Origin of the sequence: Goodfellowiella coeruleoviolacea (genome assembly GCF_024171785.1) — a bacterium.
GTDB lineage: Bacteria > Actinomycetota > Actinomycetes > Mycobacteriales > Pseudonocardiaceae > Goodfellowiella > Goodfellowiella coeruleoviolacea.
The window spans coordinates 358,892-385,182 of sequence record NZ_JAMTCK010000008.1 but is presented as its reverse complement, the minus strand read 5'-3'; the positions used below and the strand labels follow the sequence as shown (position 1 = coordinate 385,182).

Sequence of the window (26,291 nt, the reverse complement as noted above, 5' to 3'; positions counted from 1 at the left end):
TGCCGGGGCGGCCAGCGGACGAGGAATTCACCCGGTTGAGGAGCTGCTGTGGACTACGACCGCCTGATCACCGAGGGGCTGACCACGCCGTTCGAGGGGTGGGACTTCGGGGTGTTCCAGGGCCGGTTCACCGCGCGCGAGGACGCGCTGCCCTGGGACTACCGGCGGCTGGTGACCGAGCGGCTGTCCGGTGTGGACTCGCTGCTGGACCTGGGCACCGGCGGCGGCGAGCTGTTGTCCTCGCTGGCCCCGCTGCCGGCGCGCACCGCGGCCACCGAGGGCTTCGCCCCGAACGTGCCGATCGCCAGGCGGCGCCTGACCCCGCTGGGGATCGCGGTGGCCGAGGTCGGCGACGACGACCTGCTGCCGTTTCCCGACCACTCGTTCGACCTGATCACCAGCAGGCACGAGTCCTACGACCCGGCCGAGATCCGCCGGGTGCTGGCGCCGGGCGGGGTGTTCCTCACCCAGCAGGTCGGCGGGCGCGACCTGGCCGAGGTCAACCAGGCCCTGGGCGCGCCACCGCACGCCTACCTGGACTGGGACCTGGCCGCCGCCGCTGCCCAGCTGGCCGACGCCGGGTTCGAGGTCACCTGGCGGGCCGAGGCGCACGTGCCCGCCGAGTTCCACGACGTCGGCGCGCTCGTGCTGTTCCTGCGGATCACGCCCTGGCAGGTGCCCGACTTCACGGTCGAGCGCTACGCCGAGCGGCTGCGCGCCGTGCACGAGGACATCCGTCCCGGCCGGCCGCTGGCCGCCAGCTGCCACCGCTTCGCCCTGGTCGCGCGGGTGCGGGCGTGATCGGGGTCAGGTGCGTTCCGGCTGGCAGAGCAGCATGGTGGGGCGGTGGCCGATCCGGGTCAGCACCACGCTGAGCGCGGCTGGCCCGGTCGGGCGCAGCCGGCGGCGCAGCGCGTTCGGGTCCACGTCCAGACCGCGCACCAGGATCTCCACCGCGCCCACCTGGCGGCGGCGCAGCTCCCCGCGCAACGCCTTCTCGCTGTAGTGCCCGTGGTCGAGCACGCGGAACGCGCGGATGCCCGGCGGCGGGCGGTCGCCGGTCAGGTAGGCGATGTGCTCGTCGAGTTGGCCCAGGCCGTGCCTGGCCGCGTACTGGCGGACCAGGCCGGCCCGCACCACCGCGCCGTCCGGGTCGACCAGCCACTCGCCGGGCCGGCGCACCGGGCAGTCGTCGGGCTCGGCGTCGGTGACCGCGTCCACCAGCGTCCAGTGTGGACCGTCGGGGCCGGGTTCGCGGGTGCGCAGCACCGAGGCGCGGCGGCGCACGCCGGGCTCGGTCAGGCCGCCGCTCCACAGGCTGGCCTCGCGCACCTGGCCGTCCAGCGAGACCAGCTCCACCTCGCCGGCCCACGGCGCCACCGCGAAGTCGATGCCGGGCGCGCACTTGACCACCAGGTCGGCGCCGCGGTGCGCCTCGGCCAGCTGGTCCAGGGGTGGCACGAAGTCCGTCGGCCGCCACACCCGCCGACCGCCGGCCGAGCGGCGGGCCGGGTCGGCCACCACGACCGCGCCGCGCGACACCGGGTGCAGCGCGTCGGCCCGCACCAGCAGCGGGGCCACCCCGGCCACGGCGGCGTTGTGCCTGGCCATGGCCAGCCGGACCGGGTCGAGGTCGGAGCCGAGGCAGCGGCGGGCGGTGCGGGCCAGCGGGATCAGGTCCGCGCCGATCGAGCAGGTCACGTCGTGCACGTCCCGGCCGGCCAGCCGGGCCGCCCGGTGCTCGGCCACGGGCGTGGCGGTGGCCTGCTGCAGGGCGTCGTCGGTGCACAGCCAGTCGGCCGCGCCGGCCAGCTTGGTCCCGGCCCTGCGGCGCAGCAGCACGGTCTCCAGCACGGCCGCGTACCGCTCGCCGGCCACGGCCCTGGCCCGGCCCACGTCGGCCAGGTAGCTGTCCGGGGTCAGCGGCAGTTCGGCCACGGCGGACAGGGCGGCGCGTCCCTCGGCCGAGCCGAGGAACGCCACGTCCGCGACGGTGAACGGGTATCCCATCTGGAGTGTCCCGATCGGACGGTGCCGGCCTACAGGCTGACCGGGCCTTCCGGCTTGGTCCCGGTGATCAGCACGTTGTAGAACAGCTCGCGCGGGACCACTTTGGACAGCACCTTCTCGTCCAACCAGGACAGTCGCTGCCAGCTGCGGTAGGCGAACATGGCCCAGCCGAAGCCCAGCTTGCCCTGCGGCACCGCGGCCTCGAAGGTGCGCACCGGCCAGCCGAACAGCGCGGCGGTCAGCTCCTCGGTCACCGCGCGCACGTCCACCGCGCCCGCGCCGAGCGCCATCCGCTCCAGCTGGCTCGGGTCGAAGGTGTGCAGGTCCACCACGGCCTCCAGGGCCGCGGCCCGGGACGACTCGTCCAGCTCCTGCTGCGGCCGGCGCCAGGAGCTGAGCGCGGGCAGCTTGGTGATGGTGGTGCTCAGCCACCAGGTGAGCTGGCCCAGCTTGCGGGCGTAGAAGTCACCCACCTTGGTGGGTTCACCGGCGAACACGAACCGGCCGCCCGGCTTGAGCACCCGCAGCACCTCGCGCAGGGCCGCGGGCACGTCCGGGATGTGGTGCAGCACCGCGTGCCCGACGACCAGGTCGAAGGTGTCGTCGTCGTAGGGGATGCGCTCGGCGTCGGCCACCCGGCCGTCCACGTCCAGGCCCAGGTGCTCGGCGTTGCGCAGCGCCACCTCGACCATGCCCGGGGACAGGTCGGTGACCGAGCCCTTGCTGATCACCCCGCCCTGCATCAGGTTGAGCAGGAAGAACCCGGTGCCGCTGCCCAGCTCCAGGGCGTGGCCGTAGGGCCAGCCGGTCTCGCCGGCGACCGCGCGGAACCGGTCGGTGGCGTAGGTGATGCAGCGCTCGTCGTAGGAGATCGACCACTTCTGGTCGTAGCTGCCGGCCTCCCAGTCGTGGTAGAGCACGTTGGCCAGCTTGGGGTCCTGCCACGCCGCCGCGACCTGCTCGGCACTGGCGTGCGGGTTGGGCGTGGGATCGGTTGTGCCGGTCACGTGGTCACCGTCCTTCGAAGGTCGCCTTGCCGGGACCATTCTCGATGAACGAGCGCATTCCCGTCTTCTGGTCCTCGGTGGCGAACAGCGCGGCGAACAGGTGGCTCTCCAGCCGCAGCCCGCTGGCCAGGTCGGTGTCCAGGCCACCGTCGATGGCGGCCTTGGCCGCGGCCAGGGCCATGGCCGGGCCGGTCACGAACCGCTCCGCCCACCGCCGGGCCGCCGCGTACACGTCGTCGGGGGCCACGACCTCGTCGACCATGCCGATGGCCAGTGCCTCGGCCGCGTCCACGAACCGTCCGGTGTAGACGATGTCCTTGGCCCTGCTCGGGCCGACCAGCCGGGCCAGCCGCTGGGTGCCGCCGGCGCCGGGGATGATGCCGAGCAGGATCTCGGGCTGGCCCACCTTGGCGTTGTCCCCGGCGATGCGCCGGTCGCAGCACAGCGCCAGCTCGAACCCACCGCCCAGGGCGTAGCCGGTGATCGCGGCCACGGTGGGCTTGGGGATCTGGGCGACCGCGCCCAGCGCCTCGGACAGCGGCCGGGCCCGCTCGGCCATCTCCGGGTAGCTCCGCTCGGCCATCTCCTTGATGTCGGCCCCGGCCGCGAACACCTTGGGGCCGCCGTAGACGATCACCGCGCGCACGTCGGAGCGCTGGCCGGCCTGCTGCGCCGCGAGCCGGATCTCCTCCTGGACCTGGGTGTTGAGCGCGTTCATGGGCGGCCGGTCCAGCCGGATCGTGCCGATGCCACCGTCCACTTCGAGCCTGACGAACTCGCTGTCGCTCACCGCGCTCCTCCTCAACTGACCTTGCCCTGGCGCCTGCCGCAGGCAGGTTACCGCGTGGTAGCGGGGCACAGCCGCAACGCGGCCGGCGCCGGGGCGCGGGTCGTGCGGGCGGTCGACGCCAGGGGCGGGGCGGTCAGCCGAGGCGTCGGGCGAAGAACCGGTCGCCGATCCGCTGCAGCTCCAGGTTCTGGTTGAAGGTGGCGGACAGGTTCTCGGCGGTGATCACGTCGTCGACCAGGCCCTGGGCGACCACGCCGCCCTCGCGCAGCAGCAGCGCGTGGGTGAAGCCGGGCGGGATCTCCTCCACGTGGTGGGTGACCAGCACCATGGCCGGCGCGTCCGGGTCCATGGCCAGCCCGGACAGCCGCGCCACCAGGTCCTCCCGGCCGCCCAGGTCCAGCCCGGCGGCGGGTTCGTCCAGCAGCAGCATCTCCGGGTCGGTCATCAGCGCCCTGGCGATCAGCGCGCGCTTGCGCTCGCCCTCGGACAGGGTGCCGAACTCGCGCTCGGCCAGGTGGCCGACGCCCAGCGCGTCCAGCAGGCTCGCGGCCCGGCCGGTGTCCAGCTGGTCGTAGTTCTCCCGCCAGCGGCCCAGCACCGCGTACCCGGCGCTGACCACCACGTCGGCGACCTTCTCGGTGGGCGGCACCCGCACGGCCAGCGCGGACGAGCACAGCCCGATCCGCGGCTTCAGCTCGAACACGTCCACCGTGCCCAGCCGCTCGCCGAGCAGGTGCACCACGCCCGAGGACGGGTGCATCTCGGCGGAGGCCAGGCGCAGCAGCGTGGTCTTGCCGGCGCCGTTGGGGCCGAGGACCACCCACCGCTCGTCCAGCTCGACGCTCCACCCGATCGTGTCGAGCAGCGTGTTGCCGCCCCGCCGGACCGTGACGTCCGCCATGTGCACGACCAGGTCGGTCACATCCACCTGCCCGTCGGCCCCGCTGTGCCCGTCGGCCCTGCTGTGCCCGTCGGCCCTGCTGTGCCCGTCAGCACCGAGTTCTCGCACCGCGCCCTGCTTCGCCCCGTGGTCGGTCACGGCGCCATTGTTTCTGACGAGCATCAGCGCACCGACCACTGGGGTGACCTGATGTGACCTGCGCGACCAGCCGACCGGGTGGTTCCACCTGGCCAGACCGCGAACCGTGACCGCCGGCGACCGAAACGACACGGCGGAGTGAAGACGAGCCGGCGCGACGCTGGGAAGATCGAGGGGTGGCCACCACAGCAGCCTCCGACCTGCCCGTCCTGGCCGGGCGTCCGTTCCCGCTCGGCGCGCACCCCGAGGCCGGCGGGGTGCGGTTCGCCGTGGCGTCCTCGGTCGCCGAGGCCGTCGAAGTGTGTCTGATCAGCGAGGACGGTGGCGCTGACGGCCGGGGCGGCCGGGTGGAGCGGCGCGTCGAGCTGACCGAGCGGACCTTTGGTGTCTGGCATGGACTGGTCGCGGGCGTCACCCCGGGCCAGCGCTACGGGTTTCGTGTGCACGGCCCCTACGATCCGGCCCGCGGGCTGCGCTGCAACCCGGCGAAGCTGCTGGTGGACCCCTGCGCCAGGCAGATCACCGGCCGGCTGACCGCGCTGGAGCCGGCGCTGGGCTACGTCGACGACCCGCACACCGGTGGCCCGTCGGTCACCGACTCGCTGGACAGCGTGCCGCTGTCGGTGGTGACCTCGCCCGGCGGGCCGGACACCGGGCCGGCGCCCGAGGTGCCGTTCGAGGAGACCGTGCTCTACGAGCTGCACGTGCGCGGGTTCACCGCGCGGCACCCGGACGTGCCGGCCCACCAGCGCGGCACCTACCTGGGCGTGGCCCACCCGGCGGTGATCGAGCACCTGGTCCGGCTGGGCGTGACCGCGGTGGAACTGCTGCCGGTGCACGCGTTCGCCGACGAGCCCGCGCTGCTGCGCACCGGCCGGCACAACTACTGGGGCTACTCGCCGCTGGGGTTCTTCGCCCCGCACCCCGGCTACGCCAGCGAGCCCGGCCAGGAGGTGGCGGAGTTCCGCACCATGGTGGCCGCACTGCACGCGGTGGGCATCGAGGTGATCGTCGACGTGGTGTTCAACCACACCTGCGAGGGTGACGAGTCCGGCCCCACCCTGTGCTTCCGCGGCCTGGACGCGCCCGCGTACTACGCGCACGGCCCGGACGGGCGCGGCGTGGACCTCACCGGCTGCGGCAACACCCTGGACGCCGGCTCGCCCACGGTGATCCGGCTGGTCACCGACTCGCTGCGGTACTGGGTGGCCGAGCTGGGCGTGGACGGGTTCCGCTTCGACCTGGCCAGCGTGCTGGGCCGGCCGGGTGGCGGGGCGTTCCAGCCGCACTCGGCGCTGTTCACCGCGATCACCTGCGACCCGCTGCTGTCGCGGTGCAAGCTGATCGCCGAGCCGTGGGACGCCACCGGCGAGGGCTACCGGGTCGGCGGGTTCGGCGTGCAGTGGGCCGAGTGGAACGGCCGCTACCGGGACAGCGTGCGCGACTTCTGGCGCGGCGCCACGGGCGTGCGGGACCTGGCCTACCGGCTGTCCGGCTCCTCCGACCTGTACGCCGACGACGGGCGCCGACCCTGGGCGTCGATCAACTTCGTCACCGCGCACGACGGCTTCACCCTGCGCGACCTGGTGTCCTACGACCGCAAGCACAACGAGGCCAACGGTGAGGGCGGCCGGGACGGCACCGACGACAACCGGTCGTGGAACTGCGGGGTGGAGGGCGAGACCGACGATCCGGCCGTGCGGGAGCTGCGCGGCCGGCAGGCCCGCAACCTGCTGGCCACCCTGCTGCTGTCCACCGGCACGCCGATGCTGCTGGCCGGCGACGAGCTGTGGCGCACCCAGCGCGGCAACAACAACGCGTTCTGCCTGGACGACGCCACCTCGTGGGTGGACTGGTCGGTGCTGGCCGACGGCGCGGGCGAGGCCAGCGGCCTGCTCGCCTTCGCCCGCCGGCTGGTCCGGCTGCGCGCCGAGTCGCCGGCGCTGCGCCAGCCCGAGTTCTTCGAGGGCCGCAACACCGCCGAGGACGAACCCGACCTGGTGTGGCTGCGGCCCGACGGCGAGGAGATGGCCGAGACGGACTGGTTCGACGACCACCGGCGCACCCTGGGCATGTGGATCAACGGCTCCGGCTGCCTGTCCCGCAGCCGGGACGGCGAGCTGGTCTCGGACGACTCGTGGCTGCTGGTGCTGCACGCCGGGGACGCGGAGATCACCGTGACCCTGCCGGCAGCCGAGTACGGCAAGCGGTACGTGCCCGTGCTGGACACCACCCGCACGGACGGCGAACCCGCCGACGCCACCGCGCTGGCGCCCGGCGACGACCTGGTGCTGCCCGGCCGCAGCCTGCTGCTCCTGCGCGCGCTGCGCTGACGGTCCACCCCGCTGACAGCCCGCCGCGCTGAGGGCCCCGCTGTGCTGAGGGCCCGCGCTGACGGCCCGCCGCGCCGGGGACAACTCGCTGTGCCGCACGGCTTTCTTTGACATGCTGGCGGGATGCGGTTGCGGTTCGGCGTGGCCGACGAGGACGCCTTCCACAGCACCAGCACCGACCTGGTCGACCAGTTCCACACCTGGCTGTTCGACCGGCGCCGGTACCGCGAGGACGCCCGGCTGGCCGGCGCGGTGTTCCACTGGAAGTGGGCCCACCAGGACGGTGACCTGGGCCGCTGGCGCCTGGCCGACGTGCGCCGCTGCCTGCTGGAGCACCTGCCCCGGCAGCTGGCCGCCGGCCAGGACCCCCGCCTGGACCCGGCCGGCCGCGTGCCAAGGACGGTGGCGGCGGTGCTGGAGTTCCTGGCCGACCAGGCGCTGCTCACCCCGGACAGCGATCCCGGTACCGCGCTGACCGCCTACCCGCTGGAACTGGCCGACCAGTTCGAGACGGCCCTGCACGCCGCCCGCCGCACCCTCGGCCCGGTGCGCCTGCCCGCCGAGCACGAGTGCCGGGCTGCGGCGGCGCGGGCCCCGGTCCTGGCCGTGTTCGCCCGGCTGCGCGAGTTCTTCGGCGTCCCGGGTCGCGGCCTGGTGGACGGCCAGCCCACGCCCGCCGACACCGCCCGGCTACTGGCCCTGCTGGGCCTGTCCCCGGGCGAACCGGGGGTGCTCGACCTGTACCTGCAGTGGGCCGAGGAGGCCGGCGCCCTGGTGTGGCAGCAGAACCGGTCGGTGGTGGCCGCGCCGGACTGGCCACCGGCCGCCGACCCGCTGCGCGCGGTGGACCGGATCGTGGCCGCGCTGCTGGCGGTCCAGCCGACCGCCACCCGACACCGCGAACCGGACTCGGCGCTGTCGCGCTTCGTCGACCAGGCGGCCCCTCGGCTGCTCGCCGAGCTGCTGGCCGCCGACCCGCACGCCGCCGACCCGGCCAGGGCCGTGGGCGTGGACCTGGACCTGCTCGCCGAGCTGGTCACCGCCGCGGCGCTGGACGAGTTCCCGCTGCTGGGCGGCCAGGTGCGCCGGCTGGTCCCGGCCGGCGTGCGGCAGCTGGCCGAACTGCTGGCCGCGTGCGGCGTGCTCACCCTCACCGGTGCGCCACCCCAGGAGTTGGCCCGGCTCACCCCGGTCGGTCGGCGGGTGGCGGTGCGGCTGACCGAGCGGCTGGGCCTGCGCGTGCTGGTCCGGCCCGCCCCGGCCGAGGCCACCGCCGGGCAGCTGGCCGACCTGGTCGGCGAGCTGGACCCGGCCGAGTGGCTGGCGGACGTGCGCGCCTGGCTGGTCGGCCGCGCCGACCGGCCGGCCTGCCAGGAGCTGGTCACCGCGCTGTTGCGGCCGGGCCGGCCGGTGCTGCGGGTGCTCACCGGGCTGAGCCTGGTGGCCGCGGTGTTCGGTGAGCTGGCCACCGCCCAGGTGCGGCTGCTGCTGGGCGGCCCGCACGACCCGGTGGCCGTGCTGTGGCTGACCCACACCAGCGGTCTGGACGAGGGCGAACTCCCCACCGACCGGCTGGCCCTGGCCCGGGTCGACCTGCTCGGGGTGGTGCTGGACGAGCAGGGGCCGGACGGGGTGGTGGCCTGGCTGGCCGACGGCCGCGACGAGCCGGCGCAGATCGACCACCTCACCGAGCTGTGGCCGTCGACCCACCGCCGCACCGACGAGGTGCTGGCGGCGATCGCCGCACACCACCCCAGCCGCCGGGTCGCCACCGTGGCCCGCGCCCTGGCCGCGCGCCGGCTCACCCGATCAGCCGAGCCACGGTGACAACCCTCGCGCCCCACCCCGCGAGTTGACTGTGCAAACCCCGCGAGTTGCACGTTCACGCAGGCCCGAACGGGTGAACGGGCCCGCCGCGCCGGCTCAGGCCGGGCTGGCGTACGGGTCGACCCCGACCACGATGCTGGTGCGGTAGCCGTCCGTGATCGAGCCGCCCAGCGGGGTGAGGGTGAGCGTGGTGCTGGCCCCGCCCGAGCTGCGGTAGATCATGTCCTCGTAGTTGCGCAGCCGGCGGATGGTGTGGCTGGCGTACGGCTGGAGCCTGGCGATCTGGTCCGACAGGCTGTCGGAGAAGTAGAGCTGTCCGGTGTGGACGGTGCTGCCGCCGACGTGCACCTTGATGTGGATGTGGATGGCGCGACCCTGGTACCAGCCCGGGTACACGGTGACGAAGTTGGTCGCCCCGGTGGCGTCGCTGACCTGGGTGCCGCGCAGGAACCGGGACGGGTCGGTGGGCACACCCTGGGTGCCTGGCCGGGCGGTGCCGGCCAGGAAGCCGGAGTACTGGCCCACCGCGTCGCAGTGCCAGACGTCCACGGCCGCGTCCTTGATCGGCGTGCACGTCCGCGCGTTCGACACCACGAGCTGCAGGCGCAGCGGCACACCCGGCTTGCCCTCGGTGATGTTGCTGCGCAGGATCGTCGAGTCGATGTAGTAGGGGCCCTCGATCGATTCCGGCGAGAGCACGCACGCGGGCACGTACGCGGCCGGCCGCACCCCGCCCTCGGCCCCGGCTTCGGCGGCCCCGGCCCCGGCGACACCGGTCTCGGTGGCGCCCGCCTGGCCCGCGGCCGCGCCCGCGGCGATGCCGAGCGCGGTGGCCCCGATGCCGAGTCCCCCGATCGCGCCGAGCACCTTGCGCCGACTGGTCAGTCCGGTGTCCTGGTCATCGTCAGCAGCCCCGACTTGCGGGGGCTCTTCGTAATCAGCCATGCACAGGATGCAACCGATATCAGGTTGGAGTTTCCTGGGAACTCCGTCGGAGTTCACTGAGCGCGATTAACACATCACAGTCCACACACTGGGAGGCCCACCGCGGCACGGCCCGCTGTGGCAGCATCACGGTCGTGTTCCGTTCGCTGTTGAGCTGGCGTGACCGCTCCGTCGACCTGCTGCTGGTCGCGTCGAGCGGGTGTAGCCGGACGCGGCGGATCCCGCGCGGCCACTGAGCCTGTCCACCCTTCAGCCCCATCCCCGTGCCGGCGCCGGTCGCCGGCGCGGTGGCGGCTGCCGCGTGCCCGTCGCGTCCGCTCCCGCACCCGCACCCGCGCCAACACCGTTCTCACCCCAGGAGCACGCGTTGACCACCTCCATCTCCGATCTCGACGTGCACCCCGGCGTCGACCACCCCCTGCTGCGCGACCTGCTCGCCGTTGAACGTCCACTGTGGACGGCTCGGCAGTTGCGCGACCTCACCGCCACCGTCGCCGGCGAACTGGCCGGGCCGCTGCGCGAGGTGGTGCGGTTCGACCCGGGCCAGCGCTGGTGGACCAGGCTCGCCCTGACCGAGGGCGTCGAACTGTGGCTGCTGTCCTGGATGCCGGGCCAGGGCACCGAGCCGCACGACCACGGCGGCGCGTCCGGTTCGTTCACCGTGCTGCTCGGCGAACTGGCCGAGGAGTACCGCTACCCCACCGGACCGATCCGCTCGGCCCGGCACCGGGCCGGCTCGGGCATCGGCTTCGGCGCCGGCCGCGCCCACCAGGTGCGCAACCTCGGCGCGCACAACGCCGCCAGCGTGCACGCCTACTCCCCGCCCCTGGTGCCGACCCGGGAGTACGCCAGCCTGGCCGACATCCCCTCGGTGATCCCGCCGCTGCCGGCCGCCCCGCACCGGGAACCGGCGTGAGCACGCCGCAACCCCTTGGGGTGGAAGGGTTTCTGGCCGAGGCGCGGTCCGAACTGGACCGGGTGAGCCCGGCGCGGGCCGACGAGCTGCGGCGGCGGGGTGCCCTGCTGGTGGACATCCGGCCGCACCACGACCGGCTCGCCGAGGGCGAGGTGCCCGGCTCGGTGGTGGTGGAGCGGATCGTGCTCGAATGGCGGCTCGACCCGAACGGCGCCCACCGGATCCCCGGGTTCACCTCGGACACCCCGGTGGTGGTGCTGTGCAACGAGGGCTACGCCTCCAGCCTGGCCGCCCGCGACCTGCGCCGGATCGGCCTGGCCAGGGCCACCGACCTGGTCGGCGGCTTCCGCGCGTGGGCGGCGGCCGGCCTGCCGGTGCGCCCTGGCGGGACGCCGGCGATCACCTGATCCCGGGCCGGGAACCAGCGCGGAGCCGGTAGCGTCTGTTGCTCGTGCGCGTACTCCGGTTGTTCCTCCGGCCCGCTGTCCTGCTCGCCACCGCGGTGCTGGCCGCGGTGGTGTGGCAGGTGGTGGCAGGCGGCACCGGTGTGCCCGGTGCCGCCGCCGGGCTGGTCGGCGCCCTGGTCGGCCTGCTGCTGGAGTTGGCCGCGCTGCAACTGGGCATCCTGCTCGGCGCGCTGGCGTGGGGCGTGCGCGTGCACCACGTGCAGATCGGCGTCGGCGCCAAGCTGCGGGAGTGGACCACGCCGGCGCGCCGGGTGGTGCTGCGGGCGGTGCCGCTGCTGTTCTCCGTGGGCATCGGCCCGGGCCGGCCCCGGGTGCGGCCCCGGATGTGGCTGACGGCCGGGTGCTCGGCGCTGGTCGGGCTGGCCGCGGTGGCCGGCACCTGGCTGGTGTCGGCCACGCCGTTCGGCTGGGGGCTGGCGCTCGGCGCCACCGCCAACCTGGTGCACGCCCTGCTCCCTCGGCGCACCCCCGAGTCCACCTCGACCGGCTGGTTCCTGTTCGCCCTGCCCCGGCTGACCGGCCGGCGCGCCGCCGAACTGGACGCGGCCCCACTGGTCAGCCGGGTCACCGACGCGGTGGAGGCCGGCGATCTGGGCACGGCCGAGCAGGGTGCGGCCGAGCTGGCCAGGCTGCACCCGGACCTGCGCACCGCGACCTCGGCGCGGGTGCTGGTGCTGACCGCCCAGGCCCGCTACGCCGAGGCGTTGGCGCTGGTCAGCCAGTTGATGCAGGAGAAGGACCAGACACCGCGCGAGATGGCGTTCAGCCTGGCCGGCATGGCCGGGTTGACCGCGACCACGGTGGAGGCCGGCCAGCTGCCGCCCGACGTCGGCCTGCCCACGGCGCGGCGCGCGGTGGAGGGCGCCGAAGCCCTCGGCTACCCCAGGTACCGGCTGACCGGCACGCTGGCGCTGCTCGCCCTGCTGGACGGCGACCCGCACCAGGCCATCACCCTGGCCACCCAGGCGGCCGAGCAGAGCGAGTCCGGCCTCAGCCGCGCTGACGACCTGGCCACCCTGGCCAGGGCACAGATGGCCGCCGGCGACAACGCGGCGGCCCGCACCGCCCTGGCCGACGCCGAACGCCTGGCCGCCTGGTGGCCGAGGGTCGTCACGACCCGCGCGCGGCTGGACATCAGCTGATCACCGCACGGCGACGCGCGCGGCCGGCCGGTGGCGGCCGGCCCGTCCGCCTTGCCCGCACCGGCTCCCGCGCCCCGCGTTCACCCACATGGCCCTGCCTGAAGTGTCAACTCGCGGGGTTTGCAAAGTCGACTCGCGGGGTGGGGGTGGGTGGGTCGGCCACCCCGCGAGGGTGGGATCAGCGGGGCAGGGCCACGCGGCCGAGTTCGGCGGGGGTGGCCAGCAGGGGGTGCTTGGGCAGCACGCGCACGGTGTAGCCGACCGAACCGGCGTGCGGCAGGGGCACGTCCGCCTCGTAGCCGCCGTCGCCGGTGTGCCGCATCGGCGCGGTCACCACGTCGTGCAGCTCGTCCGAGTCGCCGACCCTGCCGATCACCGCCTGCACGTCCACTTCGGACGGATCGAGGCCACCGAGGTGCACCCGGGCCCACACCCGCAGCGGCACGCCAAGGCGCGGCCCGCCCGAGCCGTTCACCGCGGTGCCGCTGTCCACAACGGACACCGCGGGCCAGGCCGCGGCCACCCGGGCCCGGTAGGCGGTCAGCTCCCGCGCGCCGGCGTGCCCGTCCCGGCACACCGACGCCGCCGACTGCGCGGCCGGCGCGTAGTAGGTCTCCACGTACTCGCGCACCATCCGGGACGCCTGCACGGCCGGGCCCAGGGTGGCCAGGGTGTGCCGCACCATGGCCATCCAGCCGGACGGCACGCCGTCCTCACCCCGGTCGTAGAACAGCGGCGCCACCTGCCCGCCAAGCAGCTCGTACAGGGCGGCGGCCTCCAGGTCGTCACGCCGGGTCGGGTCGGTCACCCCGTCCGCGGTCGGGATGGCCCAGCCGTTGCTGCCGTCGTAGAACTCGTCCCACCAACCGTCCCGGATGGACAGGTTCAGGCCGCCGTTGAGCGCGGCCTTCATGCCGGAGGTGCCGCACGCCTCCAGCGGGCGCATCGGGTTGTTCAGCCACACGTCACAGCCCCAGTACAGGTAGCGGGCCATGGACATGTCGTAGTCGGGCAGGAACACGATGCGGTGGCGCACGCCCGCGTCGTCGGCGAACCGGACGATCTGCTGGATCAGCGCCTTGCCGCCGTCGTCGGCCGGGTGCGACTTGCCGGCCACCACCAGCTGCACCGGCCGCTGCGGGTGCAGCAGCAGGGCGCGCAGCCGCTCCGGGTCGCGCAGCATCAGGGTGAGCCGCTTGTAGGTGGGCACCCGCCGGGCGAAGCCCACGGTGAGCACCTCCGGGTCGAACACCGACTCGGTCCAGCCCAGTTCCAGCGCGGACGCGCCGCGCTGCAACCACGCCGCGCGCACCCGGCGGCGCACCTCCTCCACCAGCCGGGTGCGCAGTGAGCAGCGCAGCTCCCACAGCAGCGAGTCGCTCACCGGCTCCAGGCCGAGCGCGCCCGCCCCACCATCCACTGAGGACTCGCCGAGCAGCTTGCTGATCTCGCCGGCCGCCCAGGTTGGGCCGTGCACCCCGTTGGTGACCGAGCCGATCGGCACCTCCTCGGTGTCGAACTCCGGCCACAGGCCGCGGAACATCGCCCGGCTGACCCGGCCGTGCAGCTGGGACACGCCGTTGGCGCGCTGGGCCAGGCGCAGCCCCATGTGCGCCATGTTGAACATGCCCGGGTTGTCCTCGGCGCCCAGCGCCAGCACCCGCTGGGTGTCCACGCCGGGCAGCAGCACGTCCTGGCCGAAGTAGTGGCGCACCAGGTCGACCGGGAACCGGTCGATGCCGGCCGGCACCGGGGTGTGCGTGGTGAACACGGTGCCGGCGCGCACCGCGGTCAGCGCCTGGTCGAAGTCCAGGCCCTCGCCGTTGATCAGCTCGCGGATGCGCTCCAGGCCGAGGAACCCGGCGTGGCCCTCGTTGGTGTGGAACACCTCGGGCCGGGGGTGGCCGGTCAGCTCGCAGAACGTGCGCACCGCCCGCACCCCGCCGATGCCGGCCAGGATCTCCTGGCGGATGCGGTGGTCCTGGTCGCCGCCGTAGAGCCGGTCGGTGACCCCGCGCAGGTCCTCGTCGTTGTCCTCCACGTCGGAGTCCAGCAGCAGCAGCGGGACCCGGCCGACCTGGGCCCGCCAGATCCGGGCGCGCAGCACCCGGCCGCCGGGCATGGCCACGTGCACCAGGATCGGCGCGCCCGAGGGCTCGGTGAGCAGTTCCAGCGGCAGGCCCCTGGGGTCGAGCACCGGGTAGTGCTCGACCTGCCAGCCGTCCAGCGACAGCGACTGGCGGAAGTAGCCGGAGCGGTAGAGCAGGCCGACGCCGATCAGCGGCACGCCCAGGTCGGAGGAGGCCTTGAGGTGGTCGCCGGCGAGCACGCCAAGGCCACCCGAGTAGTTGGGCAGCGCCTCGGTGACGCCGAACTCCATGGAGAAGTAGGCGACCGAGTCCGGCAGCAGCGGGTCGTTCCCGCCGGCGGCCCGGCGCTGGTTGGTCTCCTCCTGGCGGCGCTGGTACCAGCGCGGCGCGGTCAGGTAGTGGTGCAGGTCCTCGGCGATGGTTCTGGTGCGGGACAGGAAGTTCTCGTCACCGGCCAGCGCCTCCAGCCGGCTGACCGGCACCTGGGCGAGCAGCCGGAGCGGGTCGTTGCCCACCCGTTCCCAGGTCTGCGGGTCCACCGAGGCGAACAGCTCCTGGGTGGGCGGGTGCCAGGTCCAGCGCAGGTTGGTGGCGAGCGTGCCCAGCGCGGCCAGTGGCTCGGGCAGGCTGGCGCGGACAGTGAACCGGCGGAGTGCTCTCACCCTTCGGACCTTATCCCGCACCGCCCGGTGCCGGCAGAATTGCCAGCCCAGTCCGCAAAACCTTGCAGTGGGGCCGCGTTAAGCCAGTGGTCATGGTGATGTCCATGCCCCGTCACGGCGGTCGGCAAACCTGACGCGAACCGATCTCTCGGGGCAAACTACAGGGTGGACCCGGAACGAACAGCAGCGCCAACCGGTGCGCGGCGGTGCGCGAGCGCGCCTGGGTCAGGTGCGTGAACGCCGCCGTGGCAGCGCAGGCGCGCGAACGCGACTGTGGCACCACAGGTGCGCGGAAGGACGTGCGGCCCATGAGCGGACGGCTCGGCATCGACGATGTCTCCCCGGTGGTCAGCTGCGGCCGGTATCCGGCCAAGGCCGTGGTCGGCGAGCACGTTCCGGTGTCGGCGGTGGTGTGGCGGGAGGGCCACGACGCGGTCGCCGCGACCGTGTCCTGGCGCGGCCCGGCCGACCGGGTCAACCGGCAGACGCGCATGGCCGAGCGGGGCGAGGACCACTGGGTGGCGGCGATCGTGCCGGACGCCGAGGGCGAGTGGACCTTCCGGGTGGACGCGTGGAGCGACCCGTGGTCGACCTGGCTGCACACGGTGGAGGCCAAGGTCGGCGCGGGCCAGGGCGCCGACGAGCTGGCCAACGACCTGGAGGTGGGCGCCCAACTGCTGGAGCGGGTCAGCCGCCGCCCCGACCGCAGGGGTGACCGGGAGCTGTTGGGCCTGGCCGCCGAGGGCCTGCGCGACCAGGAGCGGCCCGTGGCGGAGCGGATCGCGCTGGCGTTGTCCGACCCGGTCCGCCAGCTCATGCACACCCACCCGGTGCGCGAGCTGGTCACCCGCGGCCGCACCCACCGGCTCTGGGTCGACCGCACCCGCGCGCTGTTCGGCGCCTGGTACGAGTTGTTCCCCCGCTCCACCGGCGGCTGGGACACCGACGGCCAGCCCGTGCACGGCACCCTGGCCACCGCCGCCCAGGCCCTGGACCGGGTGGCCGCCCTGGGCTTCGACGTGGTCTACCTACCGCCCATCCACCCCATCGGCCGGGTCAACCGCAAGGGCCGCAACAACAGCGTGCACGCCGAGCCCGGCGACGTCGGCTCGCCCTGGGCCATCGGCGCGGCCGAGGGCGGCCACGACGCCGTCCACCCCGAGTTGGGCACGCTGGCCGACTTCGACGCCTTCGTGGCCCGCGCCCACGACCTCGGCCTGGAGGTGGCGCTGGACCTGGCGCTGCAGTGCGCCCCCGACCACCCCTGGGTGGCCGAGCACCCCGAGTGGTTCACCACCCGCCCGGACGGCAGCATCGCCTACGCGGAGAACCCGCCCAAGAAGTACCAGGACATCTACCCGCTCAACTTCGACAACGACCCCGCCGGCCTGTACGCCGAGGTGCTGCGCGTGGTCGAGCACTGGATCGACCACGGGGTGCGGATCTTCCGGGTGGACAACCCGCACACCAAGCCACCGGACTTCTGGCACTGGCTGATCTGGACGGTCAAGCGGACCCACCCCGACGTGCTGTTCCTGGCCGAGGCGTTCACCCGCCCGGCCCGGCTGTACGGGTTGGCGCGGTTGGGCTTCACCCAGTCCTACACCTACTTCACCTGGCGCACCGGCAAGCACGAGCTGACCGAGTTCGGCGCGGAGCTGGTGGCCCACGCCGACGAGGCGCGGCCGAACCTGTTCGTCAACACCCCCGACATCCTGCACGAGAGCCTGCAGTCCGGGCTGCCGGCGGTGTTCGCGCTGCGCGCGGTGTTGGCCGCGACGCTGTCGCCGACCTGGGGGGTGTACTCGGGCTTCGAGCTGTTCGAGCACCGGCCGGTGCGGCCGGGCAGTGAGGAGTACCTGGACTCGGAGAAGTACCAGCTGCGGCCCCGCGACTACGCCGGCGCGCTGGCCGAGGGCCGGTCGCTGGAGCCGTGGCTGCGCCGGCTCAACGAGATCCGCCGCGCCCACCCGGCCCTGCACCAGCTGCGCACCCTGCGCTTCCACCACATCGACAACGACGCCCTGATCGCCTACTCCAAGACCGACCCGGCCAGTGGCGAGACCGTGGTCGTGGTGGTCAACCTCGACCCGCACACCACCCAGGAGGCCACCCTGTGGCTGGACCTGCCGGCGCTGGGCCGGGACTGGTCGGACCGGTTCCTCGCGCACGACGAGGTCACCGGGCAGACCTGGGAGTGGGGGCAGGCCAACTACATCCGCCTCGAACCGTGGCACGCCGTCGCGCACATCGTGGTGCTGTGGTCCTGACCAGGGGAAACAACGCCGTCGGCCGGCCGGCGAGCGGTCGGACCATACGTCCATCCGGGTTCCTGTTGTGCGGGGTACCGCCCAATGGGGTAGTCAGGAAGACAAGCCTGACGACACGGGGACGAGGTGGTAGCCATGTCGGAAGAGCCCCGACCCGACATGGCCCTGGGCCTGGACGGGGTACCTCACACTGGTGAGGCCGTCACGGCGGAGGGCCTGCTTGTCGAGCCCGAGGCGAAGGACTTCGGCTCAGCCCGGCTGGCCGCGCGGGACCCGCAGTGGTTCAAGTACGCGGTGTTCTACGAGGTGCTGGTGCGGGCGTTCAAGGACGCCAACAACGACGGCGTCGGCGACCTGAGAGGACTGACCAGCCGGCTGGACTACCTGAAGTGGCTGGGCGTCGACTGCCTGTGGCTGCCGCCGTTCTACGCGTCGCCGCAGCGCGACGGCGGCTACGACATCTCCGACTTCCGCGCGGTGCACCCGCCGTTCGGCAGCGTGGACGACTTCGTGCACCTGCTCGACGAGGCGCACCGCCGCAACATCCGGGTGATCACCGACCTGGTGCTCAACCACACCTCGGACGCGCACCCGTGGTTCCAGCAGTCCCGCTACGAGCCGGACGGCCCGTACGGCGACTTCTACGTGTGGAGCGAGGACGACATGCGCTACTCCGACGCGCGGGTCATCTTCGTGGACACCGAGACGTCGAACTGGACGTTCGACCCGGTGCGCGGCCAGTTCTACTGGCACCGGTTCTTCTCCCACCAGCCCGACCTCAACTACGACAACCCCGCGGTGCAGGAGGCCATGCTGGACGTGCTGCGGTTCTGGCTGGACCTGGGCATCGACGGGTTCCGCCTGGACGCGGTGCCCTACCTGTTCGAGCGCGAGGGCACCAACGGCGAGAACCTGCCCGAGACGCACGCCTTCCTCAAGCGCTGCCGCAAGGTGGTCGACGACGAGTACCCGGGCCGGGTGCTGCTGGCCGAGGCCAACCAGTGGCCCTCGGACGTGGTGGAGTACTTCGGCGACCCCGAGGTCGGCGGCGACGAGTGCCACATGGCCTTCCACTTCCCGGTGATGCCCCGGCTGTTCATGGCGGTGCGGCGGGAGAGCCGCTTCCCCATCTCCGAGATCCTGGCCCAGACCCCGCAGATCCCCTCTGGCTGCCAGTGGGGGATCTTCCTGCGCAACCACGACGAGCTGACCCTGGAGATGGTCACCGACGAGGAACGCGACTACATGTACACCGAGTACGCCAAGGACCCGCAGATGAAGGCCAACATCGGCATCCGCCGGCGGCTGGCCCCGCTGCTGGAGAACGACCGCAACCAGCAGGAGCTGTTCACCGCGCTGCTGCTGTCGCTGCCCGGGTCCCCGGTGCTGTACTACGGTGATGAGATCGGCATGGGCGACAACATCTGGCTGGGCGACCGGGACGCGGTGCGCACGCCCATGCAGTGGACCTCCGACCGCAACGCCGGCTTCTCCCGGGCCAACCCGGGCCGGCTGTACCTGCCGGTGATCTCCGACCCGGTGTACGGCTTCCAGGCGGTGAACGTGGAGTCCCAGTTGGACAACACCTCGTCGCTGCTGAACTGGACGCGCCGGATGATCGAGGTGCGCAAGCAGCACCACGCCTTCGGGCTGGGCGACTTCACCGAGCTGGGCTCGTCCAACCCGAGCGTGCTGGCCTACCTGCGGCGGTGGACCGACCACGACGGCGTCGAGGACACCGTGGTCTGCGTCAACAACCTGTCCCGCTTCCCGCAGCCGGTGGAGCTGGACCTGTGCGACTACCAGGGATGCGTGCCGATCGAGCTGACCGGCGGGGTGTCCTTCCCGCCCGTGGGCGAACTGCCCTACCTGCTGACCCTGCCGGGCCACGGGTTCTACTGGTTCCAGCTCAAACCGGCGTTCGAGGGCGGCGACCCGAGGTGAGACAGGTGCACGACACCCAGGACCTGGTCCGGGCGCTGGCCGACGGGCTGCCGGCGTGGCTGCCGGCGCAGCGCTGGTTCGCCGGCAAGGACCGGCCGGTGCGCTCGGTCCGGCCGCTGCACACCACCGTGCTGCTCGACGGCGACCCGCTGCTGCTGCACCTGGTCGTCGAGGTCGAGCAGCAGGACCGGCGGGAGCCCTACCAGCTGCTCATCGGCTGCCGCGAGCAGCTGCCCGAGCACCTGGGTGCCAGCTGGATCGCCAGCCCGGGCGGGCGGCCCTGCTACGAGGCCGGCACCGACCCGGAGCTGACCGCGCACCTGCTGACCGCCCTGGCCGAGCAGCGGCACGTGGGTGAGCTGCGGTTCGCCCTGGAGGACGGGGTGAGCCTGCGCGCCGGCGCGCGCGGCCGGCCGATCGGCGCCGAGCAGAGCAACACCTCACTGGTCTACGGGCACGACTACATCCTCAAGCTGTTCCGCCGGCTGGCCCCCGGCCCCAGCGCCGACCTGGACCGGCACCGCGCCCTGCACGCGGTGGGCTGCACGCACATCGCCCAGCCGCTCGGCTCGATCACCGGCCGGCTGCACGGCCAGCCCGTGGTGCTGGGCATGCTCCAGGAGTTCATGGCCGACGCGGTGGAGGGCTGGGCCATGGCCACCACCAGCGTGCGCGACCTGCTCGCCGAGGGCGACCTGCACGCCGACGAGGCCGGCGGTGACTTCGCCGGCGAGGCCCACCGGCTGGGCCGGGCCGTGGCCACCGTGCACGCCGACCTGGACCGGGCGCTCGGGCACCGCCAGGCCGGCGCGGACGAGCTGGCCGAGGCCGGTGAACGCATGCTGCGCCGGCTGGACGAGGTGCTGCTGCAGGTGCCCGCGCTGGGCCCGTACGCGCCGGCGATCCGCGAGGCGTTCGAGCGGGTCCGGGTGATGACCGGGCCGGTGGTGGTCCAGCAGGTGCACGGCGACCTGCACCTGGGCCAGGTGCTGCGCACGGTGCACGGCTGGCTGCTGATCGACTTCGAGGGCGAGCCGGCCGCGCCCATCGCCAAGCGCGTGCTGCCGCACACCCCGCTGCGCGACGTGGCCGGCATGCTGCGCTCGTTCGACTACGCCGCGCACCAGATGATCGTGGACCAGCCAGCCAACAAGCAGCTCACCGTCCGCGCGCTGGAGTGGTCGCGGCGCAACCGGTCCGCGTTCTGCGACGGCTACGCCGCGGTGGCGGCCGGTGCCGCGCCGACCGGGGCGGGTGAGCCGCCGGCGATCGCGCTGATCGGCGACCCGCGCCGGCACGCCCGGCTGCTGCACGCCCTGGAACTGGACAAGGCGATCTACGAGATCGCCTACGAGAACGCCAACCGGCCGGAGTGGTTGTCCGTGCCGTTGGCCTCGGTCGCGCGGATGACCACCGAAGGAGAGCACCTGTGAGTCCCGTTCCCGTGTCCTCGGGCGGTTCCGCTCCTGGCCGGGCCGCCAACCCGGCCGCTCCGTCCACTTCGGACGTCGAGCGGCTGCTGGCCGGATCGCACCACGACCCGCACTCGGTGCTGGGCGTGCACGCCAACCCCGACGGCGGCGAGGGGGTGGTGGCCAGGGCCCTGCTGCCGGGCGCCCGGTCGGTGGCGGTGCTGGCCGACGGCCAGCGCCACGAGCTGGCCCCGGTGCTCGGCGGGCTGTTCGCCGGGGTGCTGCCGGTCCAGCCGGGCGACTACAAGCTGTCGGTCGACTACCACGGCACCGACCTGGTGGTGGACGACCCCTACCGGTGGCTGCCCACCCTGGGCGAGCTGGACCTGCACCTGATCGGCGAGGGCCGGCACGAGCGGCTGTGGGACGTGCTCGGCGCGCACGTGCGCGGCTACGACACCCCGTCCGGGCTGGTCGAGGGCGTGTCGTTCGCGGTGTGGGCGCCCAACGCGCGCGGCGTGCGGGTGTGCGGCGACTTCGACGGCTGGAACGGCCGCGCCTACCCGATGCGCTCGCTGGGCTCGTCGGGGGTGTGGGAGCTGTTCATCCCCGGGGTGAGCGCCGGCACCCGCTACAAGTTCCGGCTGCTGGGCGCGGACGGGCAGTGGCACGAGAAGGCCGACCCGATGGCGTTCGCCACCGAGGTGCCGCCGGCCACCGCCTCGGTGGTGGCCTCGTCCGTGCACACCTGGGCCGACGACGAGTGGGTGGCGGCCAGGGCGGAGGTGGACTGGCACCGCCGGCCGGTCAGCGTCTACGAGGTGCACCTGGGGTCGTGGCGGCCCGGCCTTGGCTACCGGGAGCTGGCCGAGCAGCTGGCCGACTACGTCACCGAGACCGGGTTCACCCACGTGGAGCTGCTGCCGGTGGCCGCGCACCCGTTCGCCGGCTCCTGGGGCTACCAGGTGACCTCCTACTACGCGCCCACCCCGCGCTTCGGCACGCCCGACGAGTTCCGCTACTTCGTGGACACCCTGCACCAGCGCGGCATCGGCGTGATCGTGGACTGGGTGCCGGCGCACTTCCCGCGCGACTCGTGGGCGCTGGCCCGCTTCGACGGCACCGCCCTGTACGAGCACGCCGACCCCAGGCTGGGCGAGCACCCGGACTGGGGCACCCTGGTGTTCAACTTCGGGCGCGACGAGGTGCGCAACTTCCTGGTGGCCAACGCCCTGTACTGGATCGAGGAGTTCCACGTCGACGGGCTGCGGGTGGACGCGGTGGCGTCCATGCTCTACCTGGACTACTCGCGGCCGGAGGGCCAGTGGGTGCCCAACGTGCACGGCGGTCGGGAGAACCTGGCGGCCGTGCGGTTCCTCCAGGAACTCAACGCCACCGTGGGCAAGCTGCACCCGGGCGTGCTGATGATCGCCGAGGAGTCCACGTCCTGGCCGGGGGTGACCAGGCCGACGCACCTGGGCGGGCTGGGCTTCGGCTTCAAGTGGAACATGGGCTGGATGCACGACACCCTGCACTACCTGGCGCGCGACCCGGTGCACCGGGCCTACCACCACAACGAGATCACCTTCTCGCTGGTGTACGCGTGGAGCGAGAACTTCGTGCTGCCGCTGTCGCACGACGAGGTGGTGCACGGCAAGGGCTCGCTGTGGGCGCGGATGCCCGGCGACGACTGGAACAAGGCGGCCGGGCTGCGCGCGCTGCTGGCGTTCATGTGGGCGCACCCCGGCAAGCAGCTGCTGTTCATGGGCGGCGAGTTCGGCGACCCCCGGGAGTGGTCGCACGAGCGGGGGCCGGACTGGGACCTGCTGGACGACCCGCTGCACGCGGGGGTGCGGGCCCTGGTGCGCGACCTCAACCACGCCTACCGCACCCACCCCGCGCTGTACACAGTGGACAGTGACCCGGCCGGGTTCTCCTGGATCGACGCCAACGACGCGGCCGGCAACGTGCTCAGCTTCCTGCGGATCGGCGACGACGGCAGCATGGTGGCCTGCGTGGCCAACTTCGCCGGGGTGCCGCACCAGGACTACCGGCTGGGTCTGCCCATGCCCGGCCGCTGGCGCGAGGTGCTCAACACCGACGCCTCGGTCTACGGCGGCTCCGGCGTTGGCAACCTCGGCGCGGTCACCGCGGTCGCCGAGCCGTGGCACGGCCGCCCCGCCTCGGCGCGGGTGACCCTGCCGCCGTCCGGGGTGCTGTGGCTGGTGCCCGAGGTGCACCTGGTCGACTTCGTGGCCGCGGCCGAGTTCGGCGAGCCCGCGTCCGGCGGGGGAACCGAGCCGTCCGGTGGTGCCGTGCGGTGATCCCGGTGGACCTGGCGAACCCGGCCGGATGCGGCGGATTCCCCGGGCGGGCAGGCGGAAGCCAGGCATACTGAAGCGGTGCGGCACGGACCCAAGCAGTTGGTGAAGATCGCGCTGGCGGCGGCCTGTCTCCTGGTGAGCGCGAGCTGCACCACGACCCTGGCTGGTCAGCCCTCACCCGCGACGGTGGTCCGGCCCAGCGGCGTCGACACCGGTTTCGTGCACGGCAGCGACGGCAGCGCCGTCGACCGGCTCGCCGCCACCGCCGTGGTCGACGTGGAGCAGTACTGGAAGGAGACCTTCCCCAACACGTTCGGCCGGCAGTGGACCCCGCTGTCCGGCGGGGTGTACTCGGTCGACACCAGCGACGCCAGGGCCGACCCGCCGCCGTGCACGGACAGCGCGGTGGACGTGGAGGGCAACGCGTTCTACTGCCCGTCGGCCGACGCCATCGCCTGGGACCGGGCCGCGCTGCTGCCCTCGCTGCGGGACCGCTACGGCGACGTGGCCGTGGTGGTGGTGCTGGCCCACGAGATGGGCCACGCCGTGCAGAACCGCACCGGGTTAACCGCGGAGAAGGAGCAGCGGGACCCGCAGCGCTACCCCACCATCCTGATCGAGGCGATGGCCGACTGCTACGCGGGCGCGTTCGTGCACTGGGCCACCGAGGGCAAGGCCGCCCACCTGAGCATCAGCGAGGACAGCCTGGACACCGCGCTGGGCGCGCTGGTCGCCTTCCGCGACCCGGTGGGCACCGCGCAGACCGACCAGTCCGCGCACGGCAACGCCTTCGACCGGGTCTCCGCCTTCCAGGACGGCTACCGGCAGGGGCCGGGCCTGTGCTCGACGATGAGCGTGGACAACCGGCGGTTCACCCAGCAGGCGTTCACCAGCTACGAGGACCAGGCCAGGGGCGGCAACCTGCCGTTCGACGAGATGGTCCAGGCGGTCGCCGAGGACCTGGACGGCTACTTCGCCGCCCTGGTCGGCCAGGGCGGCGGCACCTGGACCACGCCCACGCTGGCCGAGGCGACCTCGGCCACGGCGTGCGCGGCCGAGCAGGGGCCGGTGGAGCTGTGCCCGGACCACCGCAGCATCCAGGTGCTGCCCAGGGGCAAACTGGCGCAGCTGCACGAGGCCCTCGGCGACTACGCCACCGGCACCCTGCTGGCCAGCCGCTACGGCCTGGGCGCGGTGGCCGCGCTCGGCAGGTCCACCCAGGGCGACCAGGCCGGGCAGGCCGCGCTGTGCCTGGCCGGCGCCTACACCGGCGCGGTGCTGTCCAGGCAGGAGGGCTTCGGCCTGTCCCCCGGTGACCTGGACGAGGCCGTGCAGGTGTTGCTGGCCAACGACTACGCCGCGCGCGACGCCGACGGCAACACCAACCTCGACGCCGGCTTCGACCGGGTCGCCACGTTCCGCTCCGGCGTGTTCGACGGCGCCTCCTCCTGCCAGCTCGGCTGACCCGCGCGCCAGCGTCTTCCCGGGGCCGCGGGTTTCCCCGGCCGGCCGCAAAAGTTCGCCGTCCCCGCCCGGCCGATCACCCCGGCGGGTTACTGTGCTCGCCAGGCGCGTCCGGGGTGGGCGCGTCGGCGCGAGCAGGACGATCGATCGGACGGGGCAGCAGGGATGGCGCGGGCAGGTAGGGGCGGGCGCGTCCCGGTCGTGGCGGCGGTCGCGGTGGCGGCACTGGCGGCGGTGGCGGTGCTGGCCGGGTGCGGCCGGACCATCGCGGGCCAGGCGAGACCACTGGGCGCGATCGACCCGGGCACCGTGGCCGGATTACCCGTCACCGACGGCGCCAGCGGCCCCAGATCGGGTGTGGCCGACGCCGACCTGCCGGTGGAGAACGCCGACGGCGGCGAGATGGACAAGCTGGCCATCAACGCCATCGCCGACGTCGAGGAGTACTGGAAGCAGCAGTTCCCCAGCGAGTTCGGCAAGCAGTTCGAGCCGGTCAAGCGGTACGTGTCCTACGACTCCAACGGCCGGGGCGTGAACATCTGCCGGACCAACACCGCCGGCGTGGTCAACGCGTTCTACTGCTCGCTGGAGGACAGCATCGCCTGGGACCGGGGCGAGCTGCTGCCCCTGCTCGACGACGAGTTCGGGCCGATGTCGGTGGTGACCGTGCTGGCCCACGAGATGGGCCACGCCGTGCAGTACAAGCTGGGCGCGGCCAGCGGGGTGGACGACAACACGCCCAGCATCGTCAAGGAGCAGCAGGCCGACTGCTACGCGGGCACCTTCTTCCGCTGGGTGGCCGAGGGCAAGGCCCCGCACTTCCAGATCTCCACCGGCAAGGGCCTCAACCAGGTGCTGTCCGCGATGTTCTTCATCCGCGACGAGGCCGGCAGCTCCTACACCAAGCAGGGCGCGCACGGCAGCGCGTTCGACCGGGTGTCGGCGTTCCAGTTCGGCTTCAGCATGGGCCCCAAGCGCTGCGCCAAGATCAGCCTGGACGAGTACGAGCAGCGCAAGACCGAGGTGGCCTTCGACGCCAACGACCGCAACGAGGGCAACCTCCCGGTCAACGCGCAGGCCATGACCTGGTTGAAGGTCAGCCTGGACGAGGCCTACCGGGACAGCGGCGCGGCCGCGCCGGCCATCAGCGACAAGCCGTCGTCCTGTTCGGACGCCAAGCAGACCTCGCCGGCCGCGTACTGCCCGGCCACCAACACCGTCACCGTGGTGCCGCAGGACCTGATGGCGATCGGCGCCACGCCCGGCCGGGGCAGCACCGGCCTCGGCGACTTCGCCGCGTTCGCCGAGGTGGCCTCGCGCTACACGCTGGCCGTGCAGAAGGCGGCCGGCCTGCCCCTGGACAACCAGACCACGGCGCTGCGCACCGCCTGCCTGACCGGGGCGTGGGCCAGGGCCACGGTGACCGGCACCGACAACCCGGAGAACAAGCTGCGGCTGTCCCCCGGTGACCTGGACGAGGCCGTGGGTGAACTGCTCCGCGAGGAGAGCCTGATCGCCGCCGACGTCAACGGCGAGTCGGTCAAGGCCGGTTTCGCCAGGGTCGAGTCGTTCCGCGTCGGCTTCCTGGACGGCCAGCCCGCCTGCGCCAAGCAGTTCGGCTGACCCGCCCCACCCTCAGCCGTTTTGTC

General features: G+C 73.4%; 18 protein-coding genes. 12 read left to right on the top strand and 6 right to left on the bottom strand.

Features of this window, described 5'->3' with window-relative positions; translation table 11 throughout:
- Positions 1-48: 48 nt before the first annotated feature.
- Entirely contained in the window at positions 49-801 is a 753-nt protein-coding gene (locus LX83_RS19685) for a class I SAM-dependent methyltransferase (protein ID WP_253773455.1), read from the top strand.
- A gap of 6 nt (positions 802-807) precedes the next feature.
- Here the strand turns inward: LX83_RS19685 and LX83_RS19680 are convergent, their stop codons facing one another.
- From LX83_RS19680 to LX83_RS19665, 4 genes are all read right to left on the bottom strand, one after another.
- Positions 808-2,010: a THUMP-like domain-containing protein gene (locus LX83_RS19680; protein ID WP_253773453.1), complete on the bottom strand. Its 1,203-nt coding sequence runs from the start codon at positions 2,008-2,010 to the stop codon at positions 808-810.
- A gap of 29 nt (positions 2,011-2,039) precedes the next feature.
- The gene (locus LX83_RS19675) at positions 2,040-3,017 is read right to left on the bottom strand and encodes a class I SAM-dependent methyltransferase (RefSeq protein ID WP_253773451.1); all 978 of its coding nucleotides are present in this window, start codon (positions 3,015-3,017) and stop codon (positions 2,040-2,042) included.
- Between the two features lie 4 nt (positions 3,018-3,021).
- On the bottom strand, positions 3,022-3,807 hold the full coding sequence (locus tag LX83_RS19670) for an enoyl-CoA hydratase/isomerase family protein (RefSeq protein WP_253773449.1): 786 nt from the start codon (positions 3,805-3,807) through the stop codon (positions 3,022-3,024).
- A 133-nt stretch (positions 3,808-3,940) separates the two neighbouring features.
- Positions 3,941-4,708 (bottom strand): ABC transporter ATP-binding protein, encoded by a 768-nt coding sequence (locus LX83_RS19665; RefSeq protein ID WP_253773559.1) that lies wholly within the window; start codon positions 4,706-4,708, stop codon positions 3,941-3,943.
- Positions 4,709-5,022: 314 nt separating this feature from the next.
- On the opposite strand from LX83_RS19665, the gene glgX reads away from it, so the two are divergent.
- Positions 5,023-7,179, top strand: coding sequence for a glycogen debranching protein GlgX (gene glgX / locus LX83_RS19660; RefSeq protein ID WP_253773447.1), 2,157 nt, complete (start codon positions 5,023-5,025; stop codon positions 7,177-7,179).
- A 123-nt stretch (positions 7,180-7,302) separates the two neighbouring features.
- A complete protein-coding gene (locus LX83_RS37890; protein WP_301328481.1) occupies positions 7,303-9,006 on the top strand; it encodes a hypothetical protein in 1,704 nt (567 codons plus the stop codon).
- 96 nt (positions 9,007-9,102) lie between these two features.
- On the opposite strand, the gene LX83_RS19650 is transcribed toward LX83_RS37890, so the two are convergent.
- On the bottom strand, positions 9,103-9,951 hold the full coding sequence (locus tag LX83_RS19650; RefSeq protein WP_253773445.1) for an intradiol ring-cleavage dioxygenase: 849 nt from the start codon (positions 9,949-9,951) through the stop codon (positions 9,103-9,105).
- A 367-nt stretch (positions 9,952-10,318) separates the two neighbouring features.
- On the opposite strand from LX83_RS19650, the gene LX83_RS19645 reads away from it, so the two are divergent.
- From LX83_RS19645 to LX83_RS19635, 3 genes are read left to right on the top strand one after another with little or no spacing between them, the layout of a single operon-like run.
- Positions 10,319-10,867 carry a cysteine dioxygenase gene (locus LX83_RS19645; protein WP_253773443.1) on the top strand — a complete coding sequence of 183 codons (549 nt, stop codon included), beginning with the start codon at positions 10,319-10,321 and terminating at the stop codon, positions 10,865-10,867.
- Complete coding sequence (locus LX83_RS19640; RefSeq protein ID WP_253773441.1) at positions 10,864-11,274, top strand: rhodanese-like domain-containing protein; 411 nt, start codon at positions 10,864-10,866, stop codon at positions 11,272-11,274. Before LX83_RS19645 ends, LX83_RS19640 begins: the two co-directional genes overlap by 4 nt.
- 44 nt (positions 11,275-11,318) lie before the next feature.
- Positions 11,319-12,476 (top strand): hypothetical protein, encoded by a 1,158-nt coding sequence (locus tag LX83_RS19635; protein ID WP_253773439.1) that lies wholly within the window; start codon positions 11,319-11,321, stop codon positions 12,474-12,476.
- A 178-nt stretch (positions 12,477-12,654) separates the two neighbouring features.
- Here LX83_RS19635 and glgP read toward each other — a convergent pair whose 3' ends face one another.
- The gene (glgP, locus tag LX83_RS19630) at positions 12,655-15,228 is read right to left on the bottom strand and encodes an alpha-glucan family phosphorylase (RefSeq protein ID WP_253773437.1); all 2,574 of its coding nucleotides are present in this window, start codon (positions 15,226-15,228) and stop codon (positions 12,655-12,657) included.
- A 308-nt stretch (positions 15,229-15,536) separates the two neighbouring features.
- Between glgP and LX83_RS19625 the strand changes: the two genes are divergently transcribed.
- From LX83_RS19625 to LX83_RS19595, 6 genes are all read left to right on the top strand, one after another.
- Positions 15,537-17,498, top strand: a complete 1,962-nt coding sequence (locus LX83_RS19625; RefSeq protein WP_253773435.1) for an alpha-1,4-glucan--maltose-1-phosphate maltosyltransferase — start codon at positions 15,537-15,539, stop codon at positions 17,496-17,498.
- 135 nt (positions 17,499-17,633) lie between these two features.
- The gene (treS, locus tag LX83_RS19620) at positions 17,634-19,442 is read left to right on the top strand and encodes a maltose alpha-D-glucosyltransferase (RefSeq protein WP_253773433.1); all 1,809 of its coding nucleotides are present in this window, start codon (positions 17,634-17,636) and stop codon (positions 19,440-19,442) included.
- A gap of 5 nt (positions 19,443-19,447) precedes the next feature.
- A complete protein-coding gene (locus LX83_RS19615; RefSeq protein WP_253773431.1) occupies positions 19,448-20,875 on the top strand; it encodes a maltokinase N-terminal cap-like domain-containing protein in 1,428 nt (475 codons plus the stop codon).
- 11 nt (positions 20,876-20,886) lie between these two features.
- Entirely contained in the window at positions 20,887-23,178 is a 2,292-nt protein-coding gene (glgB, locus tag LX83_RS19610; RefSeq protein ID WP_253773557.1) for a 1,4-alpha-glucan branching protein GlgB, read from the top strand.
- A 78-nt stretch (positions 23,179-23,256) separates the two neighbouring features.
- Positions 23,257-24,642, top strand: a complete 1,386-nt coding sequence (locus LX83_RS37885; protein ID WP_308204009.1) for a neutral zinc metallopeptidase — start codon at positions 23,257-23,259, stop codon at positions 24,640-24,642.
- 75 nt (positions 24,643-24,717) lie between these two features.
- Complete coding sequence (locus LX83_RS19595; RefSeq protein WP_308204011.1) at positions 24,718-26,265, top strand: neutral zinc metallopeptidase; 1,548 nt, start codon at positions 24,718-24,720, stop codon at positions 26,263-26,265.
- Positions 26,266-26,291: the final 26 nt, after the last annotated feature.